Source organism: Streptomyces lydicus (assembly GCF_000717345.1).
In the GTDB taxonomy this organism is placed as follows: Bacteria; Actinomycetota; Actinomycetes; order Streptomycetales; family Streptomycetaceae; genus Streptomyces; species Streptomyces lydicus.
Genome location: NZ_JNZA01000004.1, coordinates 131426 through 154231, shown reverse-complemented (window position 1 = coordinate 154231; position 22806 = coordinate 131426). Strand labels below are relative to the sequence as shown.

The window sequence follows — 22806 nt, the reverse complement described above, 5'->3', positions numbered from 1 at the left end:
TGCTGAAGAGATCCGGGTGAGGCGGCCCCGCACTCCGGCGGGACCGCCCCGGGCGGGTCAGGCGCCCGGCGGGATCCGTGCCGGGCGGCCCGAGCCGCGGGTGGCGCGGTAGCCCGCGATACCGGCGAGGGCCGCGAGGGCACCGCCCGCCGCGGTCCACAGCCAGCGGTCGTTCCACCGGCCGGAGGACCAGCCCCCGTCCGGCTCGGCCATGGCCGCCGGGCGCGGGGAGGAGCCGGCGTCGTCCGCCTTCGCGGTGGCGGACCCGGCGCCGGGCACCAGGGGAGCGGCCAGCGAGCCGTCCACCGCCTGCGCGCCGCCCTGGTCGGCCACGGACGCCTCGACCTCGGTGTGTACCGGCTGCCCCAGGTCCTCCTGCGGCAGATCGACGACCGTCAGCCGTACGTAATAGCTGCCGGGCAGCGGGTCGTTGGCCCACGGTTCCGCCCAGGAGCGGACCGTGCGCAGCGTGCAGGACAGCTCGACCGTGCCGGCGTCCGCGGCCGCCGAGCGGGACTGCGTGCCGTAGGTGCACGCCTGGCGGCGCCGCAGCCCGTCGTACACATCGAGCCGCCAGGTGGCCGCCCCGTGCCGGGAAGCCGCCGGCGGGAGGGTCACCTTGGCCTTGACGGTGGCGCGCTGGGCCACGTCCACGGGCAGCACCCAGTAGAGGTAGTCACCGGTCGAGGCGTCGGCCGTGGCGGGCTGGTCCGGCTTGACGGCGGTCGCCGTCCGGAAGGAGGTGCCGGCCTCGGTGGGGCCGGCCGCTCCCGTGCTCTCACTCGCGGACGGGCTCGGCGTGGCGCTGTCGGCGTGCGCGCCGCCCGCCAGGCCGAGGAGGCCGGCGCCCGCCAGCACGGCGGTGGTCAGTATGCGTACGGTGCGCATCAGTTGGTCCTCCACACGGTCACGCGCCAACGGGAGATCCAGCCCCACAGCAGACCGGCCACCAGACCGGCCAGCGTCAGGGCGCCCAGCAGCCACCAGCCGTGACCGAGGCCGAAGGAGGCCGCGTCGGACGCGTCGCTGGGGCCGTCCACCAGATCGACGGACAGCTCGACGGGCATGCCGGGATCGGTCCGGACCGAGGCGGGCGCCGAGAAGGAGTTGCTGACCTGGAGGCAGACGGTCTCCGCCGGCGCCTCCTCCGCGCCGTCCGGGGCGTCCATCGGCGCCTTGGGGTAGCGCAGCCCGGACGAGATCACATCGGTCCGCCCGTCGCCGGCCTCCGCGCCGCGCACGATCTCCCGGCCGTGCACGGTCGAGGCCCGCAGCAGCACCCCGTAGTCGTTGTTGACGGCGCGGTCGGCGCCGATGCTCACCGCCGCGCGCAGCTCCTGGCCCGGCCGGACGTCGACCCGGTACCAGCGGTGCTCGGCGAACTTCTCACGGTCGGTGTAGAGACCGGGCTTGAGCTTGGGGGCGTCGGCGCACTGCCGGCTGCCCTCGGCCGGCACCGGCGTGACGACCGGATCGGCCGCTCGCTCCACCAACTGGTGCACCCGGTCGCGCAGTTGCTTGGTGTGCTGCACGGAGGTGTACGTCCCGCCGGTGGCCTCCGCGATGCAGCTCAGCTGCTTGCGGGTCTTGGCGTCCGGCAGCAGACCGAGGGTGTCGACGGTGAGGTGGATGCCCTGGGCGGCGATGTCGCGGGCCACCTGGCACGGGTCGAGCGGGGCGCAGGTGTCCTCGCCGTCCGTGATGAGCACGATCCGGCGGGTCCCGTCACCGCCCTTGAGGTCCTGGGCCGCGCCCAGCAGGGCGGGGCCGATGGGCGTCCAGCCGGTGGGGGTGAGCGTCGCCACCGCCGTCTTCGCCTCGGTCCGGTCGAGCGGGCCGACCGGGTAGAGCTGGCGGGTGTCCTTGCAGCCGACCTTCCGGTCCTCGCCGCGGTAGTTGGCGCCGAGGGTGCGTATGCCGAGCTGGACGTCCTGCGGCACCGCGTCGAGCACCTCGTTGAACGCCTGCTTGGCGGCGGCCATCCGGCTCTGGCCGTCGATGTCGCGGGCGCGCATCGAGCCGCTGACATCGAGCGTCAGCTCGACCTTGGGGGACGGTTTCGCGTCCGGCTCACCGGCCGTGGCGGGGGTGGGAAGAAGGGCGACGCCCATGGCGGCGAGCAGCCCGCACACCCCGGCCGCCAGCCGTTTTCTTGTGATCATCGCTGGATCGTATGGAGAAATCCGCCGCGCTCCAAAATGGTGGTACGCGGCCAACGACGCCGGGCGGCCGGCGACTTCCCCGCGGGCCGGGCATCCCCTGGACGTGAGCCGGCATCAGCTACCGGTTCAGGTCACCGCGGCGGCCATCCTGCGGACCGCCTCGGTGAGCACTTCGGGCGACGTGGCCAGATTCAGGCGTACGTGGCCGGCGCCGCCGGTGCCGAAGTCCGGGCCGGGGCTGAGCGCCACGCGGCCGCGTGCGAGGAAGACCTCGGCGGGGTTGTCGCCGAGGCCGAGCGGGCGGCAGTCGAGCCAGGCGAGGAAGGTCCCGGCGGCCGGGCGGTAGCGGACCGTGGGCAGCTGCTCGGCCAGCAGAGCGGTGAGCAGCCGGCGGTTGTCGTCGAGGTCGGCGAGCAGCGCGTCGAGCCAGTCACCGCCGTCCCGCAGCGCCGCGGTGTGGGCGAGGACGCCGAGGTGGCTGGGGCCGTGGCCGACCTCTTCCGGCATCCGCGCCAGATCCTCGGCGGCTTCGGGACCCGCGACGGCCAGCGCGGCCTTGAGTCCGGCCAGGTTCCACGCCTTGGACGCCGACATCAGTGACAGGCCGTCAGCCGCCCCGGGCACGCTCAGATAGGGCACGAAGGCGGTGTCCCGAGCCACCAGCGGGGCGTGGATCTCGTCGGCGACGACCCGTACCCCGTAGCGGGCGGCGAGCGCCGCGACAGCGGCCAGCTCCTCGGCGCTGTGTACGGTCCCGGTCGGGTTGTGCGGGCTGCACAGCAGGAACGCGGGGCGTCCGCCGCCCGCGACGGCCCGCCGGAACGCGGCCTCCAGCGCGGCCGGATCGATTCGCAGATCCGGCCCCAGGGGCGCCTCCAGGACGCGCCGGTCCATGTGGGACACGAACTGGTAGAACGGCGGATACACCGGGCAGTTGACGACGACCGGGTCTCCCGCACGGGTGACCAGCTTCAGGACCTCGACGATGCCCAGCATCACGTCGGGCACGACCGTCATCCGCTCCACGGCGAGCCCGTCCCAGTCCCACCGCGCGCGGGCGAAACCGGCCAGCGCCCGGGCGTACTCCGTGCCCGCCGGGTAGCCGGTGTCGCCGAGTGCCACGGCCTCGGTGAGCGCCCGGACGACGGGTGCGGCGAGCGGCACGTCCATCTCGGCGACCCACAGCGGCAGCACGTCCGGCGGATAGGTGCGCCACTTCATGCTCGTCCGCCGGCGCAGCTCGGCGAGCGAGAGCCGGCGCAGCGGGCCGGGGTGGCCGGGGTCCTCCGAAGGCGTCTGCAGCATCGGCTCCATGAGCCCAAAATAGGGGCTCCGCGCACCACGGGGCAGCCCCTGGTGCGCCAGTTGGTTGCCCTGTCTACAACGGCCTTCTTGGGTAGCGTTGACAGGAGAGACGGACTATGAGAAACGCATGGCTCGCTTGAGAGGGGAGCGGTAGCCATGGGAAAGCAAGTTACGTTTGAATTCAAGACCTACCGGGCGGTCGCGGACGCGCAACGCGCCGCGAAGCTCGCCGCGACGACCTCCCCGTTCACCATTGAGGTCCGCTTCCTCGGTGGGCTCACGCAGAGCCAGGAAGACGCGTTCGCCGCGGCTGCCGAACGCTGGACCGGCGTCATCGTCGGTGACCTGGAAACCGCGGTGATCGGCAACGACGTCATCGACGACCTGCTGATCGAGGCGGAAGGCGTACCGATCGACGACGTGTTCGGCATCCTGGGAATGGCCGGGCCCACCGATATCCGGGGCGACACGGCCGCCACGGGGGCCGGGCTGCCCGCCAAGGGCATCATGCGGTTCGACACCGCGGACCTGGCCCGGATGGAGGAGGACGGCACCCTCAACGACGTCATCACGCACGAGATGGCTCATGTGCTGGGAATCGGCAGCGTGTGGCCGGAATTCGGCCTGCTGAAGGATTTCCCCGGAACGAATCCGACCTTTGTCGGCCCTGGCGCCATGCAGGAATTCGGCACTCTGGTCGGCTCCGGAAATCCCGAGCCGGTACCGGTCGCGAATGTCGGTGGCGAGGGCAGCGCCGGGAGCCATTGGCGCGAGGCGGTGTTCGGCGCGGAACTGATGTCCCCGACGATCGCCGAGGCCGGAAACCCGATGAGCCGGATGACCGTGGCGAGCCTGGGAGACCTCGGCTACCAGGTCGACATCGACGCCGCCGAGCCGTATCAGCTCCCGGACTTCCTCATGGCCGCGCGGACCGGCAACGGTGCGCCGCACGTGGGCGCACGGGGCAAGGTGCTGCCGACGCTGCCCACCCGGGTGCGTCCCGGAAGGCCGTAGGCGCAGCGGCGCCTGACGGGACGTCCCCGTCAGGTGGCCGTCAGAACCAGCGCTGCCTGGTCGTCCGGTGTGGAGTCGCCCGCGAAGGCGGTCACCGCGGCGGTGACCGCCGCGACCACCGCGGCGGCCGTCGGCGCGGCGCCCGGCAGCGACATCAGGGCGTCGGCCAGGCGGTGCTCGTCGAAGAACGTGCCCTCGGCGGAGCGGGCTTCGGTGATGCCGTCGGTGACCAGCACGAGGCTGTCGCCCCGGGACAGCTCGATGTGGCACGGCGTCCCGGCGACGTCCCGCTCGATGCCCAGCAGCAGCCCCGGGTGGGCGAGTTCCTCGACGGTGCCGTCGGCGCGGCGTACCAGCGGGGGCACATGACCGGCGCGCATCAGATCCAGCGACAGACGGGAGCCGGCGTGGCGCAGTTCGCCGTAGACCAGTGAGACGAAGGTGTCCTCGGTCGTGCCCTCGGTCAGTGCCTCGTTGATGGCCGTGACCACGTCCGCCGGGTCGTTGAGCAGCCGCGCCGCGGCGCGCGCGGTGTGGCGGACCATTCCGGTGGTGGTGGCGGCCGCCGCGCCGCGCCCGCAGACATCGCCGACCATCAGCGCCCAGCGGTCGTCGGGCAGCGGGAAGACGTCGTAGAAGTCGCCGCCCACGTCGAGCCCTTCACCGGCGGGGTGGTACGACGCCGCCAGCTCGGCGCCCGGTATCGAGGGCAGCTCGGGCGGCAGCAGCCCGGCCTGGAGATCGCGGGCGAGCCGGACCCGGTCGGTGAACTGGTGGGCGTTGTCGGCACTGGAGGCGGCCCGGCGGGCGAGTTCCTCGGCGAGGGCGACGACATGGCCGTCCAGCGGCCGGTCGGTGGCCAGGAGGGTCAGCACGCCGAAGGTGCGGCCACGGGTGGTGAGCGGGACGCAGGCGTAGCCGGTGATGTCGGGCCGCGCCGTGAGGGCAGGGGTGCAGTTGCCGCCGGTCTCCGTCCTGCCGGAGCTGAGGACGCGGGCGAGCGCGCGGTCGATGTCGTCGCGGATGCCGGCGGAGGCGAGCAGGCACTCCGTGGCCGGGTCGGTGGCGGCCGTCGCGATCCGCCGGGTCCGGCCGTCCTCCACCACATGGACGGTGCACAGCGGCGCCAGCGCGGGAACGGTCAGCCGGGCCATGCACTGCAGACAGTCGAAGTAGTGCGGCTCGCGGGTGATCGCGGTGCTGGCCTCCAGCACGAAGGCCAGGTCCTCCCGGGCCGCCTTCTCCCGCTCCTGGGCGGCGCGGCCGGCCTCCAGGGCGCGGTGGCGTTCGATGGCCAGCGCGGTGATCCGGGCGAACGCGGCGCTGAGGGCCACGTCCTTGTCCTCGGGCTCCTTGGGGGTGCGGTGGTACATCGCGAAGGTGCCCAGCAGCTGATCGTCACCGCTCATGATCGGGGTGGACCAGCACGCCGCCAGCCCGGCCCGTGCTGCCGTCTCCTGGTAGCCCTCCCAGCGCGGATCGGCCGCGATGTCGCTGGCCACCACCGGGGCGCGCAGGTAGGCGGCGGTGCCGCAGGAGCCGACCCGGGGGCCGATGGCGATCCCGTCGATGAACTCGTTGTAGAAGTCGGGCAGGCTGGGGCCGGTGCCGTGCCGCAGGTGCTTGCCGTCGGGGTCGAGGAGCAGGACGGAGACGAGCAGGCCGGGAGCGAGCTCCTCGATCGCCCGGGCCATGCCGGTGAGGATGTCGCCCAGCGCCGCATCGCGCGCGATCTGCTCCAGCAGGGCGCGCTGTTCGGCGGCGAGAAGCTGGGCGTGGTGGTGCGTGGTGGTCTCCACCGCGATCACGATCACCCCGTCGATGCGCCCGCTCCCGTCCCGCCGGGGCTCGTAGGTGAAGTCGAAGAACCCCTCCCGCTCCGCCCCCGGCGTCCCGACGACCAGCCGCCCGCCGCGGGCGCGGTACGCGGTGCCGGTGCGGTACACGGCGTCGAGGCGGTCGAGGACGCCCTGCCTCCCCAGCTCGGGGAACAGCTCACCGACCGGTACGCCGGTGGCCCTCCGCTCCCCGCCGAACACGTCGAAGAACGCCGGATTCGCCGCCTCCAGCAGATGTTGCGGGCCGCTCAGCGCAGCGAAGATCACCGGGGCCTGGTCGAACAGGTCCTCGTACTCCTCGCTCCGCAGCAGTGCGGTGCGGGAGCTTTCGGTGACCGAGCCGAGCAGATCCGAACGTGTGGTCATGTCGGCCGCCTCTCTGGCAGCAAGTGCCGACCGCGTCGTCGACTCCTTACTTCACTCTGACACACCGCGCCACGGATGCGAGCGAGCGGAGCGGGCGCGGGCTCGGCCGGCCGCGCCGCATATCGGGGACACGAACACGCCCCGCCGGAGATGGCCACGGCAGCCGGTCCCGGATTTCGTACGCTGACCCGGCCGTCTCGTCGATGGCTGATGCTTCCGCGGCATGACTGGAGCGCACGATGGCCACCTCCGCCCCTGCGGGCTCGTCCTCTCTCGCCGCCCTGCGCCACCGCTTCCGGGGGTGGATGTTGGAGGGGCTGGCCGACATGGCCGCGCACCACCCCGGTCCGCACGCCGGGCCGCGCAGCGCCCACGAGGGGCAGCGCTGGTGGCGGGTGATGTGCCTTACCGGTGTGGACTACTTCTCCACCCTGGGCTATCAGCCGGGCATCGCGGCCCTGGCGGCGGGACTGCTGTCGCCGGTCGCCACCGTCGTCCTGGTCATCGTGACGCTCGCCGGTGCGCTGCCGGTCTACCGGCGGGTCGCCAAGGAGAGCCCGCACGGCCAGGGCTCGATCGCGATGCTGGAGCGGCTGCTGTCCTTCTGGAAGGGCAAGCTGTTCGTGCTGACGCTGCTGGGCTTCGCCGCCACCGACTTCCTGATCACCATCACCCTCTCGGCGGCCGACGCGGCCACCCACCTCGTGGAGAACCCGCACCTCACCAGCGCCCTGCAAGACAAGCAAATGATCATCACGATCTTCCTGGTCGCCCTGCTGGGCGCGGTCTTCCTCAAGGGGTTCCTGGAGGCGATCGGGGTGGCAGTGGTGCTCGTCGGCCTCTATCTGTGCCTCAACGCGGTCGTGGTCGTCACCGGCCTGTGGCACGTGCTGACCGCCTCGCACGTCGTGACCGACTGGACCCGGGCGCTGACCACCGAGCACGGCAACGTCCTGGCGATGGTCGGAGTGGCGCTGCTGGTCTTCCCGAAGCTGGCGCTGGGCCTGTCCGGTTTCGAGACGGGCGTGGCGGTGATGCCGCACATCGAGGGCGACCCGGGAGACACCGAGGAGCGCCCGGTGGGGCGGATCCGCGGCGCGAGGAAGCTGCTCACCACCGCCGCGGTGATCATGAGCGTCTTCCTCATCATCACCAGCTTCATCACCACTCTGCTCATCCCCGCGGAGGCGTTCCGGCCCGGAGGCCCGGCCAACGGGCGGGCGCTGGCCTACCTGGCGCACGACTACCTGGGCTCCGCCTTCGGCACCGTCTACGACATCTCCACCATCGCCATCCTGTGGTTCGCCGGCGCCTCCGCCATGGCCGGTCTGCTCAATCTGATGCCGCAGTACCTGCCGCGCTACGGCATGGCACCGCACTGGGCGCGGGCGGTGCGCCCGATGGTGCTGGTCTTCACCCTGATCGCCTTCCTGGTGACCTGGATCTTCGACGCCAGTGTGGACGCCCAGGGCAGCGCCTACGCCACCGGTGTCCTCGTCCTGATCAGTTCCGCGGCCATCGCCGTGACCATCGCCGCCCGGCGCGCGGGGGAGCACGGCTGGACGATCGGCTTCGCGCTGATCGCCGTGGTGTTCCTCTACACGACCGTGGCGAACGTCATCGAGCGCCCGGACGGGGTGAAGATCGGTGCCTGCTTCATCGCCGGCATCATCCTCCTGTCGTTCATCTCCCGCCTCGCCCGCGCCTTCGAACTGCGGGTGACCAGTGTCGTGCTCGACGGCATGGCCGAGCGGTTCATCCGCGACATCGCCCACCGCAAGATCCGCTTCATCGCCAACGAGCCCGACCAGCGCGACGTCGCCGAGTACCGCGACAAGCTCCAGCAGATCCGCACCGACAACGACCTCCCGGTCGAGGACGACTTCATCTTCGTCGAGGTCACCATCAAGGACCCGTCGGAGTTCGAGAGCGAGATGCGGGTCCGCGGTGAGGTGCTGCACGGCCGCTTCCGGGTGCTCGCCCTGGAGAGCGCCGCCGTCTCCAACGCACTGGCCGCACTGCTGCTGCACGTACGCGATGCCACCGGAGTGCGGCCGCACATCTACTTCGAGTGGACCGAGGGCAACCCGTTCGCCCAGTTCCTGCGCTTCTTCCTCTTCGGCCAGGGCGAGGTCGCACCGGTCACCCGTGAGGTGCTGCGCGAGGCCGAACCGAACCGGGAACGGCGCCCGCGGGTGCACGTCGGCTGAACGCACCCGCGCGCGGCGCTCCCGGCTCACCCCGTCAGCGGGTGTACGGCTGGACGGACTGGGCGTTGCGGAAGACATTGCGCGGGTCCCAGTACTCCTTGACCCCCTGAAGCCGGCGGTAGTTGTCGCCGTAGTAGAGGCGGTGCGAGGACTGGCCGGAGGTGTTCCACTCCGGGTCGTCGAGGTCGGTGTCGGGGTAGTTGATGTAGCAGCCGTCCGTCACCGGCAGCGGCGCGTCGCCGCCGGCCGCACCGTCCGGCTGCAGCACCGGCACCCCGCCGGTCTCCGCGTAGACATCGCGGTAGAACTCGCGGATCCAGCGCAGATGCGGCGCCGCGATCGACGGGTCGACGTCGGCGTCGTGGTGGTCGGCGACACCGTCCTCGTTGGAGTCCTCGTTCCTCCAGTACGTCTGGTACTGGAGCTTCAGCACCGAACTGCGCTGGTACACGGCGGTTTCGTGGCGGTCGGGGAGGTTGATCGCGCCGCCGTAGGAGTCGACCTGGAGCAGCGCCTGCGGGTTCTGGTAGTCCTCCCGCGTCAGCGCCTCGAAGATCGCGGTGAGCTGCGGCTCGGTGAAACCGCGCGTCATGTACGCCGACTTGTACTTGCCGCACTGGTTGTCACCCGAGCCGTTGAGGGTCTGGGTGGCGGTGAGCCAGGGCAGCCGGGTCGGTACCTCCAGCCCGCCCATCGGGGCGTGCTCACCCATCCGCCGGTCCAGCGGCGAGCGCTCGACGTGCAGGTCCTGGGTGATCCAGTCGAGGAAGGCGTCCAGCCGCTCGACGCTGTCCGGCCGGGTGGCGTCGAGCTGGGTGATCAGACCGATCTTGCCGTTGGAGTAGTGGGTCAGCTTCAGCAGCGTGAACATGTCGGTGAAGTCGCCGCGCAGCGCCGCCGGGAGCCGCTGGGTGTTCTCGTACTCGAAGAACAGCCCGTAGTTGCGCACCAGGGACTTGAAGCGCTCCGGCTCGTCCTTCAGCTCCTCCCACGGCCAGGCGACGGCGCTGAGCAGCACCTCGCTCGGCGGCTTGGGCAGCCCCTTGAACCAGTACCGGGTCACCACACCGAAGTTCCCGCCGCCCCCGCCGGTGTGCGCCCACCACAGGTCCCGCAGCTCCTCCTCGGGGGAGTCGCGGCGCGCGACCACCACCTCCGCATGCTGCCCGTCCCGGACGACCACGACCTCCACCGCGTAGAGGTAGTCCACCGTCAGGCCGAACTGCCGGGACAGCAGGCCGTACCCGCCGCCCACGACATGCCCGCCCGCGCCGACGGAGTAGCACGACCCGCCGGGGAGGGCGACACCGAACGGCGCGTAGAGGTGGGTGGCGACGTGCCAGTTGTTGGCCCCCGCCTCCACGCAGTACGCGCCCCGCTCCTGGTCCAGATACGCCCGGTCCATCTGGCCGAGGTCCAGGATCACGCCGACGTCCTCGCCGCAGACGAAGTTCTCGTAGCAGTGGCCGCCCGAGCGGACCGTGAGGCGGCGGTCGAGGCTCGCGTCGGGGCCGTGGCTCGCCAGGTACTTGTTGAGCGCGGCGACGACTTCCTCGGTCGAGCTGACCACTGCCACATAGTCGGGAGTCGCGATGAAACGCTGGTTGAACCCTCTCCTGAGGGCCTCGTAACGGGCGTCCCCCGGGCCCACCTCGGTACCGCACTCGGTCCCTGCCTTCGCCTGATACGTCGTCATCTGGTCTCCCTGGAAGGTGCGGCAGCGGTGTGCCCGAAGCCGGCACGTGGCGCTGCGTGATCAATGACTACTATCCGTGACTATCGCAGGTGGGGGAATGCCCGGAACGTGTCCCTCCGCAGGCCGCCGGTTGACCACGACGGGTGCACCGTAGGGCGCCCGTCCGTACCACCCGTCCTCCAGGGGGCGGGCCCGGCGTGATCCGAAAGACACGGCCTAGCCTGGAGGGGTGGGCGGCGACCTGGTCACGGTGTTCGTCTGCGGCGATGTCATGCTCGGCCGCGGCGTCGACCACGTCCTGCCGTACCCGGGTGACCCCGCACTGCGCGAGAGCTATGTCCACGACGCCGGCACCTACGTCGAACTGGCCGAGGCGGCGAACGGCCCCTTCGACAAGCCGGTCGACTTCGCCTACCCCTGGGGAGAGGCCCTCCCGGTGCTCGATGCCGCCGCCCCCGCCGCACGGGTGATCAATCTGGAGACCAGCGTCACGCGCAGCGACGACTTCGCGGCGGGCAAAGAGGTCCACTACCGGATGAACCCCGCGAACATCGCCTCCTTGACCGTCGCCCGCCCCGACGTCTGCGTCCTGGCCAACAACCACGTCCTGGACTTCGGCCGCAGCGGACTGGCCGAGACGCTCGGCACGCTGGCCGGGGCCGGGCTGCGGAGTGCCGGGGCCGGAGCGGACGCCGAGGAGGCGGCGCGCCCGGCCGTGGTCCCGCTCGCGAACGGCCGCCGCCTGCTGGTCTTCTCCCTCGGGATGCCGTCCAGCGGTATCCCGAGGTCCTGGGCCGCGACCGACGACGGCAGCGGCGTCGCCCTGGTGGCCGGGCCCACCCAGGCCGCCGCGGCCGCGCTCACCGCCCGCGTACAGCAGGCGAAGCGCCCCGGAGACCTCGTGGTGGCCTCGGTCCACTGGGGCCCCAACTGGGGCTACGGCATTCCCCGCACCGACACCGCGTTCGCGCATCTGCTCCTGGACGGCGGGGTGGACCTCTTCCACGGGCACTCCGCGCATCACCCGCGCGGCCTGGAGGTGTACCGGGGCAAGCTGCTCATCCACGGGTGCGGCGACTTCATCGACGACTACGAGGGGATCACCGGCTACGAGCAGTACCGGGACGACCTGCGGCTGATGTACCTCGTCTCCCTGGACCCCGGCACCGGCCGGCTCCACGGACTGCGGATCACCGCCCTCCAGGCGTGGCGGATGCGGCTACGGCACCTCTCGTCCCAGGATTCGGGCTGGCTGCGCACCCGCCTCGACCGGATCACCACGGGCTTCGAGCCCTGCGTCGAAGCCGGGGCGGGCACCTTCCTGCTCGGTCCCGCGTGACGGCGACCGGGCGGCGGTGCCCCTCCCCTTCAGCGCTCGGCGTCCGGGCCGCCGCCCTCCCCGCGTCCCTTGTCTCCGCCTCCCTCGTCCCCGTCCGCCGCGCCCTCGCTCTCGACGATGCGGATGACCGAGTTGGGGCACAGGGCCGCCGCGCGGCGGGCCGCGTCGCGCAGCTCCGGGGGTGGCGTGGCCTCCAGGACGACGACCATGCCGTCCTCCTCCGACTGGTCGAAGAGACCGGGCGCGCTGAGCACGCACTGCCCGGCACCGCGGCAGCGGGTGCGGTCGATCCGGATCTGCACGGCGGGGTCACCCCCAGGTGAGCGGCAGCGCATGGACGCCGTAGATCAACATGTCGTCGCGCAGCGGGATGTGCGCCGGTGGCACGGCAAGGCGCAGCGCAGGGAACCGCCGGAAGAGCGCCGGGAAGGCCACCTCCATCTCCACGCGCGCCAACTGCTGGCCCAGGCACTGGTGCACCCCGTGCCCGAACGCGACGTGCTGCGAGGGCTCGCGGGTGAGGTCGAGTGCGTCGGGCCGGTCGAACTGCCCGGGATCCCGGTTGGCCGCGGCCAGCGAGGCGACCACCGTCTCGCCCGCGCGGATCTGCCGCCCGCCGATCTCCACGTCCTCCTTGGCGACCCTGACGATGCCGAACTGCACGATGGTCAGATAGCGCAGCAGCTCCTCCACGGCGCGCGAGACGCCCTCGGGAAGCTCGCGCAGCGCGTCGCGCGCGGCGGGCCGGGACAGCAGCGTGTACGTGCCGAGCGCCAGCATGTTCGCGGTGGTCTCGTGCCCGGCCACCAGCAACAGCCGCCCGATTCCCGCCAGTTCCTCGTCGGTCAGCGCGTCCTCGGTGTCCTCCCTGGTGATCAGCTCGCTGAGCAGGGCGTCATCGGGGCGGGCCCGCTTGGCGACCACCAGCGCGTGCATGTAGTCGAGCAGCGCGAACCGCGCCGCCAGCGCGTCCGCCTCGGCCACGTCCAGCCTGAGCAGCGTCGACGTCCACCCCTGGAAGTCGCCGCGGTCCGCGTACGGGACGCCGAGCAGTTCGCAGATCACCAGTGAGGGGATCGGCAGGGCGAAGGCGGGGACCAGGTCGACGGGCGGCCCGTCGCGCTCCATGGCGTCGAGGTGTTCGCTGACGATCTGCTCGATCCGCGGTGCCAGGGCCCGCATCCGGCGCACCGTGAAGTACCGGGTGAGCATCCGCCGGTAGCGGGTGTGTTCCGGCGGGTCCATCGTGATCAGCATCCCGGCGCGCTCCTCGGGCTCGACGGGCCGGATCGCCACCCCGCGTACGGGCAGCGACGCCTGGGCGCGGTCCGAGCTGAACCGGTCGTCCGCCAGGAACGCGCGGACGTCCCCGTGCCGGGTGAGCAGCCAGCCTGCCTTGCCGTCGGGGAAGGCCAGCCTGCTGACCGGGTCCTGCTCCCGCAGTCGCCGGTAGTCGGCCGGCGGGTCGAACGGGCAACTACGGCGGGTCGGCAGGGGAGCCGGCGCGAGCTGGGTGTCGTGTCGCATGGGAACGCTCCCTCAAGGGGAATCGAGCCTCTGACCTCAGAATAGTACGAATGCGTTCTATTCGGGCGGGCCCGTGGTGCCGAGCAGCGGGGCGACAATCCCGTCCACGATCCGGTCGACCAGCTCGCGCCCCGGCCGTTCGTCCCGCACCAGCACACGCAACAGCACCAGCGCGAACGGCAGCTCCAGCAGCAGCTCCGCATCGATCCGCCCGGTGATCTCCCCGCGTCGGCGGGCCCTGGCCAGGGCGGCCTCGGCCGCCTGCCTGATCGGGCTGCCCAGCCGCTCCTCACGCAGTCGTGCCAGCTCCTCGTCCCGCCTGCTGCCCTCCAGCAGCGCCAGCATCAGCCCGCGGTCCCGCGCGTCCCACCCCGCCAGCCACGCCACCAGCAACTCCCGCAGATCACCCGGCAGTGAACCGGTGTCCGGCCCGGAGACCACCGGCTGGTGCTCCTCCAGCGCGTCCACCACCAGCTCCGCCTTCGACGGCCACCGCTGGTACAGCGTCGCCTTGCTCGCCCTGGCCCGCCGCGCGACCAGATCCATGCTGAACCGCTCGTACCCCACCTCGGCGAGCAGCTCCAGTACGACGTCGAAGACCTCCCGACGGCGCTCCGGATTGCTCAACGGCACCTTGCGCATACTCAGCCCACCACATACGAGTGACCGCTGCGCGGTGCGGTGAGGAGGGCGGCCACGCAGCGCACGGGGCCGGCGCGCGAGGCCGCCGGGCCCCCGCCGACGCGCACTCCATTGTCCCGTCACTGCCCCCCGAGTGCCCACCGCGCCGGACCGCACGCCGTACGCCCACCCGCCCCGGTCGTCACGCGCGCAACGTCAGCGGCGGATGCGTCCCGTTCAGATAGTGGTCGCCGATGTCGCGGAGCCGGTGGGTGGAGGAGCCCTGCGCCGTCAGGACCCGGGCGTTGCGCCAGAACCGGTCGAATCCGGGGTCGTCGGCCAGGGAGTCCGCGCCGCCGGTCAGCTCCAGCACGCGGGTGGTGATCTGCAGTGCGGCCCGGCTGGTGACGGCCTCCGCCGCGGCCACGAGGACGGCGATGTCGGCCCGCTCGTCGACACCGAGGCCGCGGCCCGCCAGCAGGCCCCGCGTCAGGGCCTCCGTCGCCGGTTCGACGACCGCCGCCGCGGTGTGCGCGGCGGCCACCAGCTCCCCGTAGGCGAGGAGCAGGTACGGATCGCTGCCGGGCCGCTCGTCGTACCCCCCGCCGTCCGGCCCCGCGGGCGGCCAGCCGCGCGGCGTGGCACGGCTGGCGTCCCGCGCCTCGGCCAGTGCCCCTTCGGCGATCCCCAGGCCCACGTGGACGAGGGCGAGTCGCAGCGCCAACGGGGCGAGCGTGGCGAACGGGGAGACGTCGTGCTCGTCGCGCGGGACGACGCCGAGCACCTGATCCGGTCGCACCGGGACGCCGTCGAAACCGATGCTGCCGGCCCCGGTGAGCCGCTGGCCGAGCCGGTCGTGCGCCGGGTCGGCGGTGACGCCGGGGTGCGCCGGATCCACGACCACCATCAGCGCTTCGCCGGACTCGGTACAGACCGCGCCGAGCAGCAGCCGGTCGGCCACGGCGACCCCCGAGGCGAACGTCCGCCGCCCGTGGAGGACATATCCGTCAGGCGCCGGGGTGAGGGTGAGTTCGGGATCCGTCCCGGCCGACTCCGGCCCGGCCCCCGGGATGTCGGCGCTGCCGCCCCAGACCCACTGCTCGCCGGCCGTCCTGAGCTCCAGCGCCTCGGCCTGCTCCGGGGTGCCGAAGAACCGGGCGCTCCAGGACAGGACGTGGTGCCGGCCGAGCAGTTCGCCGATCGAGCTGTCGGCCGCCGCGATCTCCCGGATGACCGCGCACGCGGTGCGCCAGTCGGTGCCCCGTCCGTGCGGCCCGGGCGGCGTCAGCAGGGCGGGCAGTCCGGCCTCGCGCAGCCGCGCGAGCTCGTCGAAGGGCGGTTTGCCCGCCCGGTCGCGGGTGATCGCGTCGACGGCGAGGTCTTCCGCCACCTCACGGGTGACGCGCGGCCACATCCCCTCCCCGGCAGGAGAGTTGACCGGTGGAGCGACGGTGCGAGCTGCGGACCTCTTCGGCATGGCGCCGTTCACCGTCCCCTCTCGGAGCCCGGAACCCCGGTGCGTGCCCAGTGGTTCCCGACTTCCCTAGTTTCCCTACTGGATTAGTAGGGAAAAGAATGCGTCCGGACTCCCGGCACAGCAAGGGCCGTTCAAGGAGTGGACAAGCAAGTCTCGGAGTGTGGACGCCCGGTGGTTCGGGGTGGCGGTCGGCGACTCGGCGAATCTCCGGTATCCGCGCTTCGTGTCGCTACGGATTCGTCCAGGAGGCCGGGTCCTCGGCCAGTGCGGAGACCTGGCCGGGCAGCTCCGCCGACGCCACATCGGCCAGCGACACCCCGTCCAGGATCTGCCGGACATTGGCCCGCAGCGCGATCCACAGCGGCAGCAGCGACTCGGCGGGGCCGCTGTAGGACAGCTCCGGCGGGCGGACGCCGCGTACGGACACCAGCGGGCCGTCCACGACCCGGATGACGTCCGCGATGCTGATCGCCTCCGGATCCTTCGCCAGCCGGTACCCGCCGTTGCCGCCCCGCTGGCTGAGTACCAGCCCGCCCCGGCGCATGTCGTTGAGGATGCCTTCGAGGAACTTGTGCGGAATGTCCTGGGCGTCGGCGATCGCCTCGGCCTTGAGCGGCCCCGCGTCCCGGGTGGCGGCGAGTTGCAGCGCGGCCCGCACCGCATAGTCCGCCCTGGCTGAAATCCGCATGTCTGCATTATTCCGCAGCGCCGGCGCGACCTCGTGCCGCAGGGCGCGACGGGCCGCGGGACCGGACCGGATTCCCTGGCCGCAGGGCGGTTTCGGGCACTGCACGATGGGGGAAACAGTGCCCGGCGCACACCGGTCGCACCCTCTTGACGCGGCTCGGCGGCGCCTTGACACTCAAGGGCGGGAATCCTGGCGAACGGGTGGGAAATCATGGGGCGTGCAGGGCTGGACACCGACCGCGCGGTCCGCGCGGCCCGGCCGCTCACCCTTCTCACCTCGCGCCGGCACATCGATCTGCTGCGCGTCTGCAGCGCGGCGAGTTCCCGCCGCTGAGGCGGCGGAGACCGCCCGCGCCGCCCCGTACCCCGTCGGCCCCTCCTCGCGGCCGGCCCCGCCCGGCGGTGCCCCCACCCGCCGCTTGTCGCCGTACCTCCGCCTGAACACCCGCCGGCCGGCCCGCCCGTGCGTACACCGCCGTACGTCCGCGGACCGGCCCGGAACCCAGGAGTCGTATGTCCGCCACGTCCGTCCCGTCCGCCCGCTCCGGCGTGTCCCCGACCGCCGAGCCGTCCCTCCGCGGCCGGATCGGCGGTGATGCGCGCAGCGGTCACTACGCCGTGCCGCACCGCTATCGCCTGTATCTGTCGCCGTCCTGTCCGCACTGTCTCGGCATCGCCGTCACCCACAGCCTGCTGGACCTCGGCGACACCCTCCCGGTGACGCTGCTGCCCGCCGTTCCCGACGGCCCGGACGGCGGGTACGCCGCGCTGCGCCCGCTGTACGAGGCCAGCTCGCACCAGCACCCCGGACCGGCCGCGGCCCCCGTGCTCAGCGACGGATGGACGGGCCGGATCGTCACCACGCACGCCGCCGACATCCTGCGCGACCTGGCCGGGCGGTTCGGTGGTCACGGTCCCGCGCTGTATCCGCCGCAGGACCGGGAGGGCATCGAGGCGCTCGGGCGGCTGTGTGAGCGCGACATCAACGAGGCGGCCCAGCAGGCCGGACGGTACGGCGTCGACAGTGCGGCCCGTGCGGCGGCCCTGGACACGCTGCTGGGTGCGCTGTCCTCGCTGGAGCGGCGGGTGGCCGGGCGGGACCACGTACTGGGCGGCGAACTCACCGCGGCCGACGTCCAGTTGTGGGTGACGCTGGTGCAGCTCGACACCGTGCACCGCTGGCACCTGGACGCCGAGGCGGTGCACCGCATCGCCGGGCACCGGCAGCTGTGGGCGTACGCCCGCCGGCTGGCCGCCCTGCCCGCGTTCGGCGCCCACCTCGACCTGGACGGCATCGCGCGCCGGCACCATGCCCGCTGCCGGGGCCAGGAGGCCGCCGGCGCGGCGGTGCAGATCGTGGACTGGACGTCGGCGCACACACCCGGGCGGATCGCGTCATCTCCGTGCTGACGGCGGACGGGACCGGCGCCGTACGCCCTCGCGTACGACCCCGCTGCCCGCCGCGGTCCCGCCCCGCCCGGCTCCCCGGCCGGGCGGGCGGCCCAGCAGGATGCCGGCCAGGACCAGTGCCAGCCCGCACAACTGACGGCCGGTGAGCGCCTCCCCGGCGAGCAGGGTGCCCAGCAGCACCCCGGTCGCCGGGTTGAGCAGCCCGACCAGGCCCACCGTGCCCGCGGGCAGGTGCCGCAGACCCGTGAACCAGGCGGCGAAGGCCACCGCCGTGGCCACGACGGTGACGTACCCGAACCCGAGGACGGCCGGCGCGTCGAGGGCCGGCGGTGCCCCCTCGACGGCGATGGCGAGGGGGAGCAGCAGCAGGCCGCCGGCGATCAGCTGCCAGGCCGTCGAGGAGAGCACCTCGACCTGGTGGCTCCATCGTTTGGCGAGCACATAGCCCCAGGAAGACATGATCATGGCGGCGGCCGAGGCGAGCACACCGCGTATGTCCACCGAAGCCGAGCCGGTCAGCAGCATCAGGCAGACGCCGCCGAGGCCGACCCCGGCGCCGGCCAGATGCGCCGGCCGCGGGCGCTCGGCGAGCAGCACCCAGGCGATCAGCATCATGACCAGCGGTGAGGTCGCCATGACGGTGGAGGCCAGGCTCGTCGGCAACAACTGCGCGGCCACATAGATCAGCACGAAGAAGGCGCCCACGTTGAGAACGCCGAGGACCAGGGACTTCCACCACCACGACCCGCGGGGACGTTCCCGGCGCACCGCGAGGAGCAGCAGCCCGGCCGGCAGGGCCCGGATCGCGGCCCCGTACAGCGGGTGCCCGGCGGGCAGGAACTCGTGGGTGACGAAGTAGTTCGTGCCCCAGGCCACCGGCGCGAGGGCCGTCACCAGTGTCCACATCCAGCGGGAGGTAGCTTCCATGGAAGCTATTATGTCTTCCTTGGAAGATATAGTGAAGTCATGGACCGGCCCCTCGATCACGTCGCCCGCATCCAGGCCGAATGGGCCCGCGAAAGACCGGACCTCGACGTCGGCCCCCAAGGGGTGTTCGGGCGACTGCACCGCCTCGCCGGGCTCCTCACCGAGCAGCTCTGCCTCGTCTACCACCGGTACGGCCTGAGTGAGGGGGAGTTCGACGTGCTGGCGGCGCTGCGCCGCGCGGGCGAGCCGTTCGAGCGGGCCCCGGGCGAACTGGCCGCGCACACCATGGTCACCACCGGCGCGATGACCAAGCGCGTCGACCGGCTGGAACGCAACGGCCTGGTCACCCGCCGCCGTTCGGCCGTCGACGGCCGCGGCCGGGTCGTCGCTCTCACCCGCGCCGGACGAGAACTGATCGACCAGGCATTCACCGACCACATGAGCAACGAACGCCGGCTGCTCGACGCCCTGCCCCCCGGCGAGGCGGCCCAGCTCGAACGCCTCCTGGCCTCCTGGCTCGGCCGCGTGGAGCCGCCGTCCGGTGTCTGAGTGCCGTGCCCGCAGGGCGCGTTGACGCCGCGCGGGCGCCCAGCCGCGGTGGCAGGATCAATGCTTCTCGATAGATTGACGCCATGCAGTCGTCGATCCATCGCCTCGTCGTCCTCGCCCTCGACGGCGTGTACCCCTTCGAACTCGGCATCGCCCACCGCGTCTTCGACGAGATGCCGGACCGCTACGAGGTGGTCACCTGCACCCCCGACGGCCGCCCCGTACGCAGCAGTTCGGACTTCAGGGTCGCGCCCGACCACGGCCCGGAGGCCCTGGAGCGCGCCGACACGGTCGTCATCCCGCCCTTCGACCTGCGACTGCTCGACGACGGGCTCCCCGCGCCGACGGCCACCGCCCTCGCCCGGATCCGCCCCGGCGCCCGGCTGGTGTCCCTCTGCACCGGCGCGTTCCTGCTCGGCGCGGCCGGTCTGCTCGACGGGCGCCCGGCCACCACGCACTGGGCGCTCGCGGACACCTTCCGGCGGATGTTCCCCCGTGTCACCGTCGACCCCGACGTGCTGTTCATCGACGACGGTGACGTGCTCACCTCTGCCGGGGCCGTCGCCGGGGTGGACCTCTGCCTGCACCTCGTCCGCAGGGACCACGGCAGCGAACTCGCCAACAGCATCGCGCGCCGCTGCGTCATACCGCCCTGGCGGGAGGGCGGCCAGGCCCAGTACATCGAACAGCCCGTCCCGGCCGCCGGCACGTCCGGCACCGCCGCCACCCGCGAGTGGGCGCTCGCGCACCTCGACCGGCCCCTGACCCTCGCCGACCTCGCGGCACACGCCGGGATGAGCTCCCGCACCTTCGCGCGCCGCTTCACCGAGGAAGCCGGCGTCAGCCCGGGCCGCTGGGTCGTCCAGCAGCGCGTCCATCAGGCACGACGGCTGCTGGAGACCACCGATCTGTCCGTCGAACGCATCGCCCACGACGTCGGCTTCGGCAGTGCCATCTCCCTTCGCCAGCACCTCAACGCGCTGATCGGGGTGGCTCCACTGGCCTACCGGCGGGCGTTCCGGACGACGGCCTGAGTGCCGCCCCTCGCGTCGCCCACCACCGGTCCGTCCGGCGCTCCCGCCCGCTTGGCGCGATGTCATCGAACCATGGCTATCCAGACATTGTCGGCGCTCGTCGCCACCGGCAGCCTGGAGGACATGACCGAGTCAACGGCGCACCGCGCCACCACCACCCCTGCCACCATGCGCGCCATCAGCCAGGACGTCCTCGGCGGCCCCGACGTCCTCAAGGAGGTCGAGCTGCCGCGCCCCGAAGCGGGCCCGAGCGAAATCCTCATCGCCGTGCGGGCGGCCGGCGTCAACCCCACCGACTGGAAGCACCGCGCCGGCGGCCCGTTCCTGGGCGAGCCGCCGTTCGTCCTGGGCTGGGACGTCTCCGGTGTCGTCGAGGCCGTCGGCTTCGGTGTCACCCTCTTCAAGCCGGGGGACGAGGTCTTCGGCATGCTGCCCTACCCGCACGGCCTCGGCTCGCACGCCGAGTACGTCACCGGCCCCGCACGCGCCTTCGTGCACAAGCCGGCCGCCCTCGACCACGTGCAGGCCGGCGCCCTCCCGCTCGTCGCTCTCACCGCCTACCAGGCGCTGGTCGACACCGCCGACGTCCGGCCCGGGCAGCGGGTACTGATCCACGCGGCGGCCGGCGGCGTGGGCCACCTCGCCGTACAGATCGCCAAGGCCCGCGGTGCCCACGTCATCGGCACGGCCAGTGCCGCCAAGCACGACTTCCTGCGGGAACTGGGCGCGGACGAGCTGATCGACTACCGCACCACCGACTTCGCCGAGGCGGTCAGCGACGTCGACATCGTCCTGGACCCCCTCGACGACGGCTCCCGCACCCGTTCCCTGAGCGTCCTGCGCCCCGGCGGACTCCTGCTGTCCATCCTGAAGCCCGCCACGGACCAAGAGGCCAAGAAGGCGGCCGAGTTGGGCGTCCGCATGGAGACCCTGCTCGTCGAGGCGGACCACGCGGGGATGCGGGCCGTCGCCGACCTCGCCGCCGCGGGCACGCTGCGCGCGCACATCGACGCCACGTTCCCGCTCGCCGAGGCCGCCGAGGCCCATGCGCGCGCCGAGACGGGCCGGACGACCGGGAAGATCGTCCTCGTGGTGGGGTGACGGGACGACGGGTGCCTGTCGCCCCGTCACCCCAACGCAGGAACTCCCCGGAAACGAGCAGGTCATACGCGAGGTGGCCGGGCTCCGGTGTCTAACATCACCGCATCCGCCATCCGGCATGCCCGGGGACCGACCGGGCACCGGGCGACCCACGGACCGTCCAGTCAGGAGGCACCATGAGTGCGGAAGCGGGCTCGGCCCGGAAACTGGTCATCCAGCCTGCCGGGGGAATCGGCCAGCACGCCGGCCGTCTGCAGACCTTCGCCGAGCCGCTGACGGCCCGGCTGGTCGACGCCGGTACCGGTGACCAGGTGTCCGGCGTTCCGGTGACGTTCTCCTGGGTGTCCACCACCCAGCAGGTCCTCTTCGAGGAGAACGAGATCACCGTGACCGTGCCCACGGACCGCCAGGGCTTCGCGCGCACCCCCGCGCTCGTGGCGGGCGACGTGGACGGCACCGCCACCTTCACCGTCACCGCCGAGGGCGCCGAACCGGCGCACTTCGAGGTCACGGTGGTTCCCTGACCCGTCACCAGGGCCCGTAACACCCTTCGGCCCATCGGCCATCTGGCGGCCGCACGCCCGGCGTTGGAGCACTGAACGCGCGGGCCGGCCGTTGCTCATGCATCGTGGAAGCCGGCATGCCCGGCAGTACGACCGCGGGGGGCAACCGCGAGCGCAGGAGCACACAGTGAAGAAGATGGCACGTGTCGACATGGTGATAGCCGGAGCATGCGGCCTGCTGCTGGCCCTTGGCGGGGCGTCACCCGCCCAGGCGGACGAGAACCCGTTCGGCTCGGACGACGGGGTGTTCAACAGCGACACCTGGGCCGACTTCAATGCCTCGTTCCGCTGCACGCGCAGGGCGGCGATCTGTGCCAACGGGCCCGTGAACAGCGGGAACGTCCGGAACGCGCAGAACGTCTACCTGTCCGGCAACAACACCAACAGCGGCAACGCGACCACCAGCGGAAGCTGAGGCGGGCGGCGTCCCCCCGCCGCTCCGCCCCGTGTTCCGGCTGCCCCGCAACGGACCAGCCGGCCCCCTCACGCACCGGGGCCGGCTGGGACCGCGCCGTGGCGGTATCAGTGGTGGCGACCTCCCACACCGCGCTGGATGCTGTTGTTGCTGCCCTGCGAGGCACCCCCGACGAAGTTGCCGCTGTTGCCGCTGCCGTTGTGCGCGGAGAGGTTGCCGCTGCGGTTCGGGTGGCCGTGAATGAAGGCGTTCCCGGCGTCCTGGCTGTTACCGCTGTTGACCGAGCCGTTCACGCACGGGCGACTCGGCTCCCCGAATCCCGGTTGCTTGAAGTAGATATTGCCCAGCCGGTTGTGGCAGGACACGCCGTTCGACGTGCGGGTGAGACCGAGGAGATCGGTACCCACCGTGCTGGAAAGCAGTTCCGGAATGATCTGAGCCCGGGCGATTCCGGAGCTCAACAGAACGAGGCCGCACGCCCCGATGACACTTCCCGCCCGCACAACGCTTCTCACGATGCTCCTTGCCGATTTGTCCTGTGTTGCCAGGGGTATCGTCGTGCCCC

General features: G+C 72.3%; 22 protein-coding genes. 10 read left to right on the top strand and 12 right to left on the bottom strand.

What is annotated here, in order from left to right; all coding sequences use genetic code 11:
- Positions 1 to 57: 57 nt before the first annotated feature.
- From OO62_RS04880 to OO62_RS04870, 3 genes are all read right to left on the bottom strand, one after another.
- Complete coding sequence (locus tag OO62_RS04880) at positions 58 to 888, bottom strand: hypothetical protein (RefSeq protein ID WP_033265917.1); 831 nt, start codon at positions 886 to 888, stop codon at positions 58 to 60.
- On the bottom strand, positions 888 to 2162 hold the full coding sequence (locus OO62_RS04875) for a VWA domain-containing protein (protein WP_051732714.1): 1275 nt from the start codon (positions 2160 to 2162) through the stop codon (positions 888 to 890). Before OO62_RS04875 ends, OO62_RS04880 begins: the two co-directional genes overlap by 1 nt.
- Before the next feature lie 126 nt (positions 2163 to 2288).
- Positions 2289 to 3467, bottom strand: coding sequence for a MalY/PatB family protein (locus OO62_RS04870; RefSeq protein ID WP_033266029.1), 1179 nt, complete (start codon positions 3465 to 3467; stop codon positions 2289 to 2291).
- Between the two features lie 156 nt (positions 3468 to 3623).
- Here OO62_RS04870 and OO62_RS04865 point away from each other — a divergent pair, with 156 nt between their 5' ends.
- A complete protein-coding gene (locus tag OO62_RS04865) occupies positions 3624 to 4481 on the top strand; it encodes a leishmanolysin-related zinc metalloendopeptidase (RefSeq protein WP_033265916.1) in 858 nt (285 codons plus the stop codon).
- 29 nt (positions 4482 to 4510) lie between these two features.
- On the opposite strand, the gene OO62_RS04860 is transcribed toward OO62_RS04865, so the two are convergent.
- Positions 4511 to 6685, bottom strand: coding sequence for a SpoIIE family protein phosphatase (locus OO62_RS04860; protein WP_033265915.1), 2175 nt, complete (start codon positions 6683 to 6685; stop codon positions 4511 to 4513).
- A 239-nt stretch (positions 6686 to 6924) separates the two neighbouring features.
- Here OO62_RS04860 and OO62_RS04855 point away from each other — a divergent pair, with 239 nt between their 5' ends.
- Entirely contained in the window at positions 6925 to 8895 is a 1971-nt protein-coding gene (locus OO62_RS04855) for an APC family permease (protein WP_033265914.1), read from the top strand.
- Positions 8896 to 8929: 34 nt separating this feature from the next.
- Here OO62_RS04855 and OO62_RS04850 read toward each other — a convergent pair whose 3' ends face one another.
- The gene (locus tag OO62_RS04850) at positions 8930 to 10591 is read right to left on the bottom strand and encodes an FAD-binding oxidoreductase (protein WP_051732713.1); all 1662 of its coding nucleotides are present in this window, start codon (positions 10589 to 10591) and stop codon (positions 8930 to 8932) included.
- Positions 10592 to 10820: 229 nt separating this feature from the next.
- Here OO62_RS04850 and OO62_RS04845 point away from each other — a divergent pair, with 229 nt between their 5' ends.
- A complete protein-coding gene (locus OO62_RS04845; RefSeq protein ID WP_033265913.1) occupies positions 10821 to 11930 on the top strand; it encodes a CapA family protein in 1110 nt (369 codons plus the stop codon).
- A gap of 29 nt (positions 11931 to 11959) precedes the next feature.
- Here OO62_RS04845 and OO62_RS04840 read toward each other — a convergent pair whose 3' ends face one another.
- The 5 genes from OO62_RS04840 to OO62_RS04820 form a co-directional block, all read right to left on the bottom strand.
- On the bottom strand, positions 11960 to 12232 hold the full coding sequence (locus OO62_RS04840) for a ferredoxin (protein WP_063738970.1): 273 nt from the start codon (positions 12230 to 12232) through the stop codon (positions 11960 to 11962).
- A gap of 7 nt (positions 12233 to 12239) precedes the next feature.
- Positions 12240 to 13457 carry a cytochrome P450 gene (locus tag OO62_RS04835; protein WP_033265912.1) on the bottom strand — a complete coding sequence of 406 codons (1218 nt, stop codon included), beginning with the start codon at positions 13455 to 13457 and terminating at the stop codon, positions 12240 to 12242.
- Positions 13458 to 13514: 57 nt separating this feature from the next.
- A complete protein-coding gene (locus OO62_RS04830) occupies positions 13515 to 14090 on the bottom strand; it encodes a TetR/AcrR family transcriptional regulator (protein ID WP_157850128.1) in 576 nt (191 codons plus the stop codon).
- 190 nt (positions 14091 to 14280) lie between these two features.
- Positions 14281 to 15555 carry an acyl-CoA dehydrogenase family protein gene (locus tag OO62_RS04825; RefSeq protein ID WP_033265910.1) on the bottom strand — a complete coding sequence of 425 codons (1275 nt, stop codon included), beginning with the start codon at positions 15553 to 15555 and terminating at the stop codon, positions 14281 to 14283.
- Positions 15556 to 15784: 229 nt separating this feature from the next.
- A complete protein-coding gene (locus OO62_RS04820; protein ID WP_033265909.1) occupies positions 15785 to 16243 on the bottom strand; it encodes an RrF2 family transcriptional regulator in 459 nt (152 codons plus the stop codon).
- A gap of 210 nt (positions 16244 to 16453) precedes the next feature.
- Here OO62_RS04820 and OO62_RS41275 point away from each other — a divergent pair, with 210 nt between their 5' ends.
- Both OO62_RS41275 and OO62_RS04815 read left to right on the top strand, forming a co-directional pair.
- A complete protein-coding gene (locus OO62_RS41275) occupies positions 16454 to 16576 on the top strand; it encodes a hypothetical protein (protein WP_266105121.1) in 123 nt (40 codons plus the stop codon).
- A 179-nt stretch (positions 16577 to 16755) separates the two neighbouring features.
- On the top strand, positions 16756 to 17652 hold the full coding sequence (locus tag OO62_RS04815; protein WP_033265908.1) for a glutathione S-transferase C-terminal domain-containing protein: 897 nt from the start codon (positions 16756 to 16758) through the stop codon (positions 17650 to 17652).
- Here OO62_RS04815 and OO62_RS04810 read toward each other — a convergent pair.
- Positions 17638 to 18579 (bottom strand): DMT family transporter, encoded by a 942-nt coding sequence (locus OO62_RS04810; RefSeq protein ID WP_051732711.1) that lies wholly within the window; start codon positions 18577 to 18579, stop codon positions 17638 to 17640. The genes OO62_RS04815 and OO62_RS04810 overlap by 15 nt on opposite strands.
- 39 nt (positions 18580 to 18618) lie before the next feature.
- On the opposite strand from OO62_RS04810, the gene OO62_RS04805 reads away from it, so the two are divergent.
- The 5 genes from OO62_RS04805 to OO62_RS04785 all read left to right on the top strand — a co-directional run bounded on the left by OO62_RS04805 (position 18619) and on the right by OO62_RS04785 (position 22241).
- A complete protein-coding gene (locus OO62_RS04805; protein WP_033265907.1) occupies positions 18619 to 19128 on the top strand; it encodes a MarR family winged helix-turn-helix transcriptional regulator in 510 nt (169 codons plus the stop codon).
- Between the two features lie 83 nt (positions 19129 to 19211).
- Entirely contained in the window at positions 19212 to 20162 is a 951-nt protein-coding gene (locus OO62_RS04800; RefSeq protein WP_033265906.1) for a GlxA family transcriptional regulator, read from the top strand.
- Between the two features lie 168 nt (positions 20163 to 20330).
- On the top strand, positions 20331 to 21263 hold the full coding sequence (locus OO62_RS04795) for an NADP-dependent oxidoreductase (protein WP_033266025.1): 933 nt from the start codon (positions 20331 to 20333) through the stop codon (positions 21261 to 21263).
- Between the two features lie 176 nt (positions 21264 to 21439).
- On the top strand, positions 21440 to 21787 hold the full coding sequence (locus OO62_RS04790) for a hypothetical protein (RefSeq protein WP_033265905.1): 348 nt from the start codon (positions 21440 to 21442) through the stop codon (positions 21785 to 21787).
- Positions 21788 to 21962: 175 nt separating this feature from the next.
- Entirely contained in the window at positions 21963 to 22241 is a 279-nt protein-coding gene (locus OO62_RS04785; protein ID WP_180290282.1) for a hypothetical protein, read from the top strand.
- 107 nt (positions 22242 to 22348) lie between these two features.
- Here the strand turns inward: OO62_RS04785 and OO62_RS04780 are convergent, their stop codons facing one another.
- Positions 22349 to 22756, bottom strand: a complete 408-nt coding sequence (locus OO62_RS04780) for a hypothetical protein (protein ID WP_228332382.1) — start codon at positions 22754 to 22756, stop codon at positions 22349 to 22351.
- Positions 22757 to 22806 lie beyond the last annotated feature (50 nt).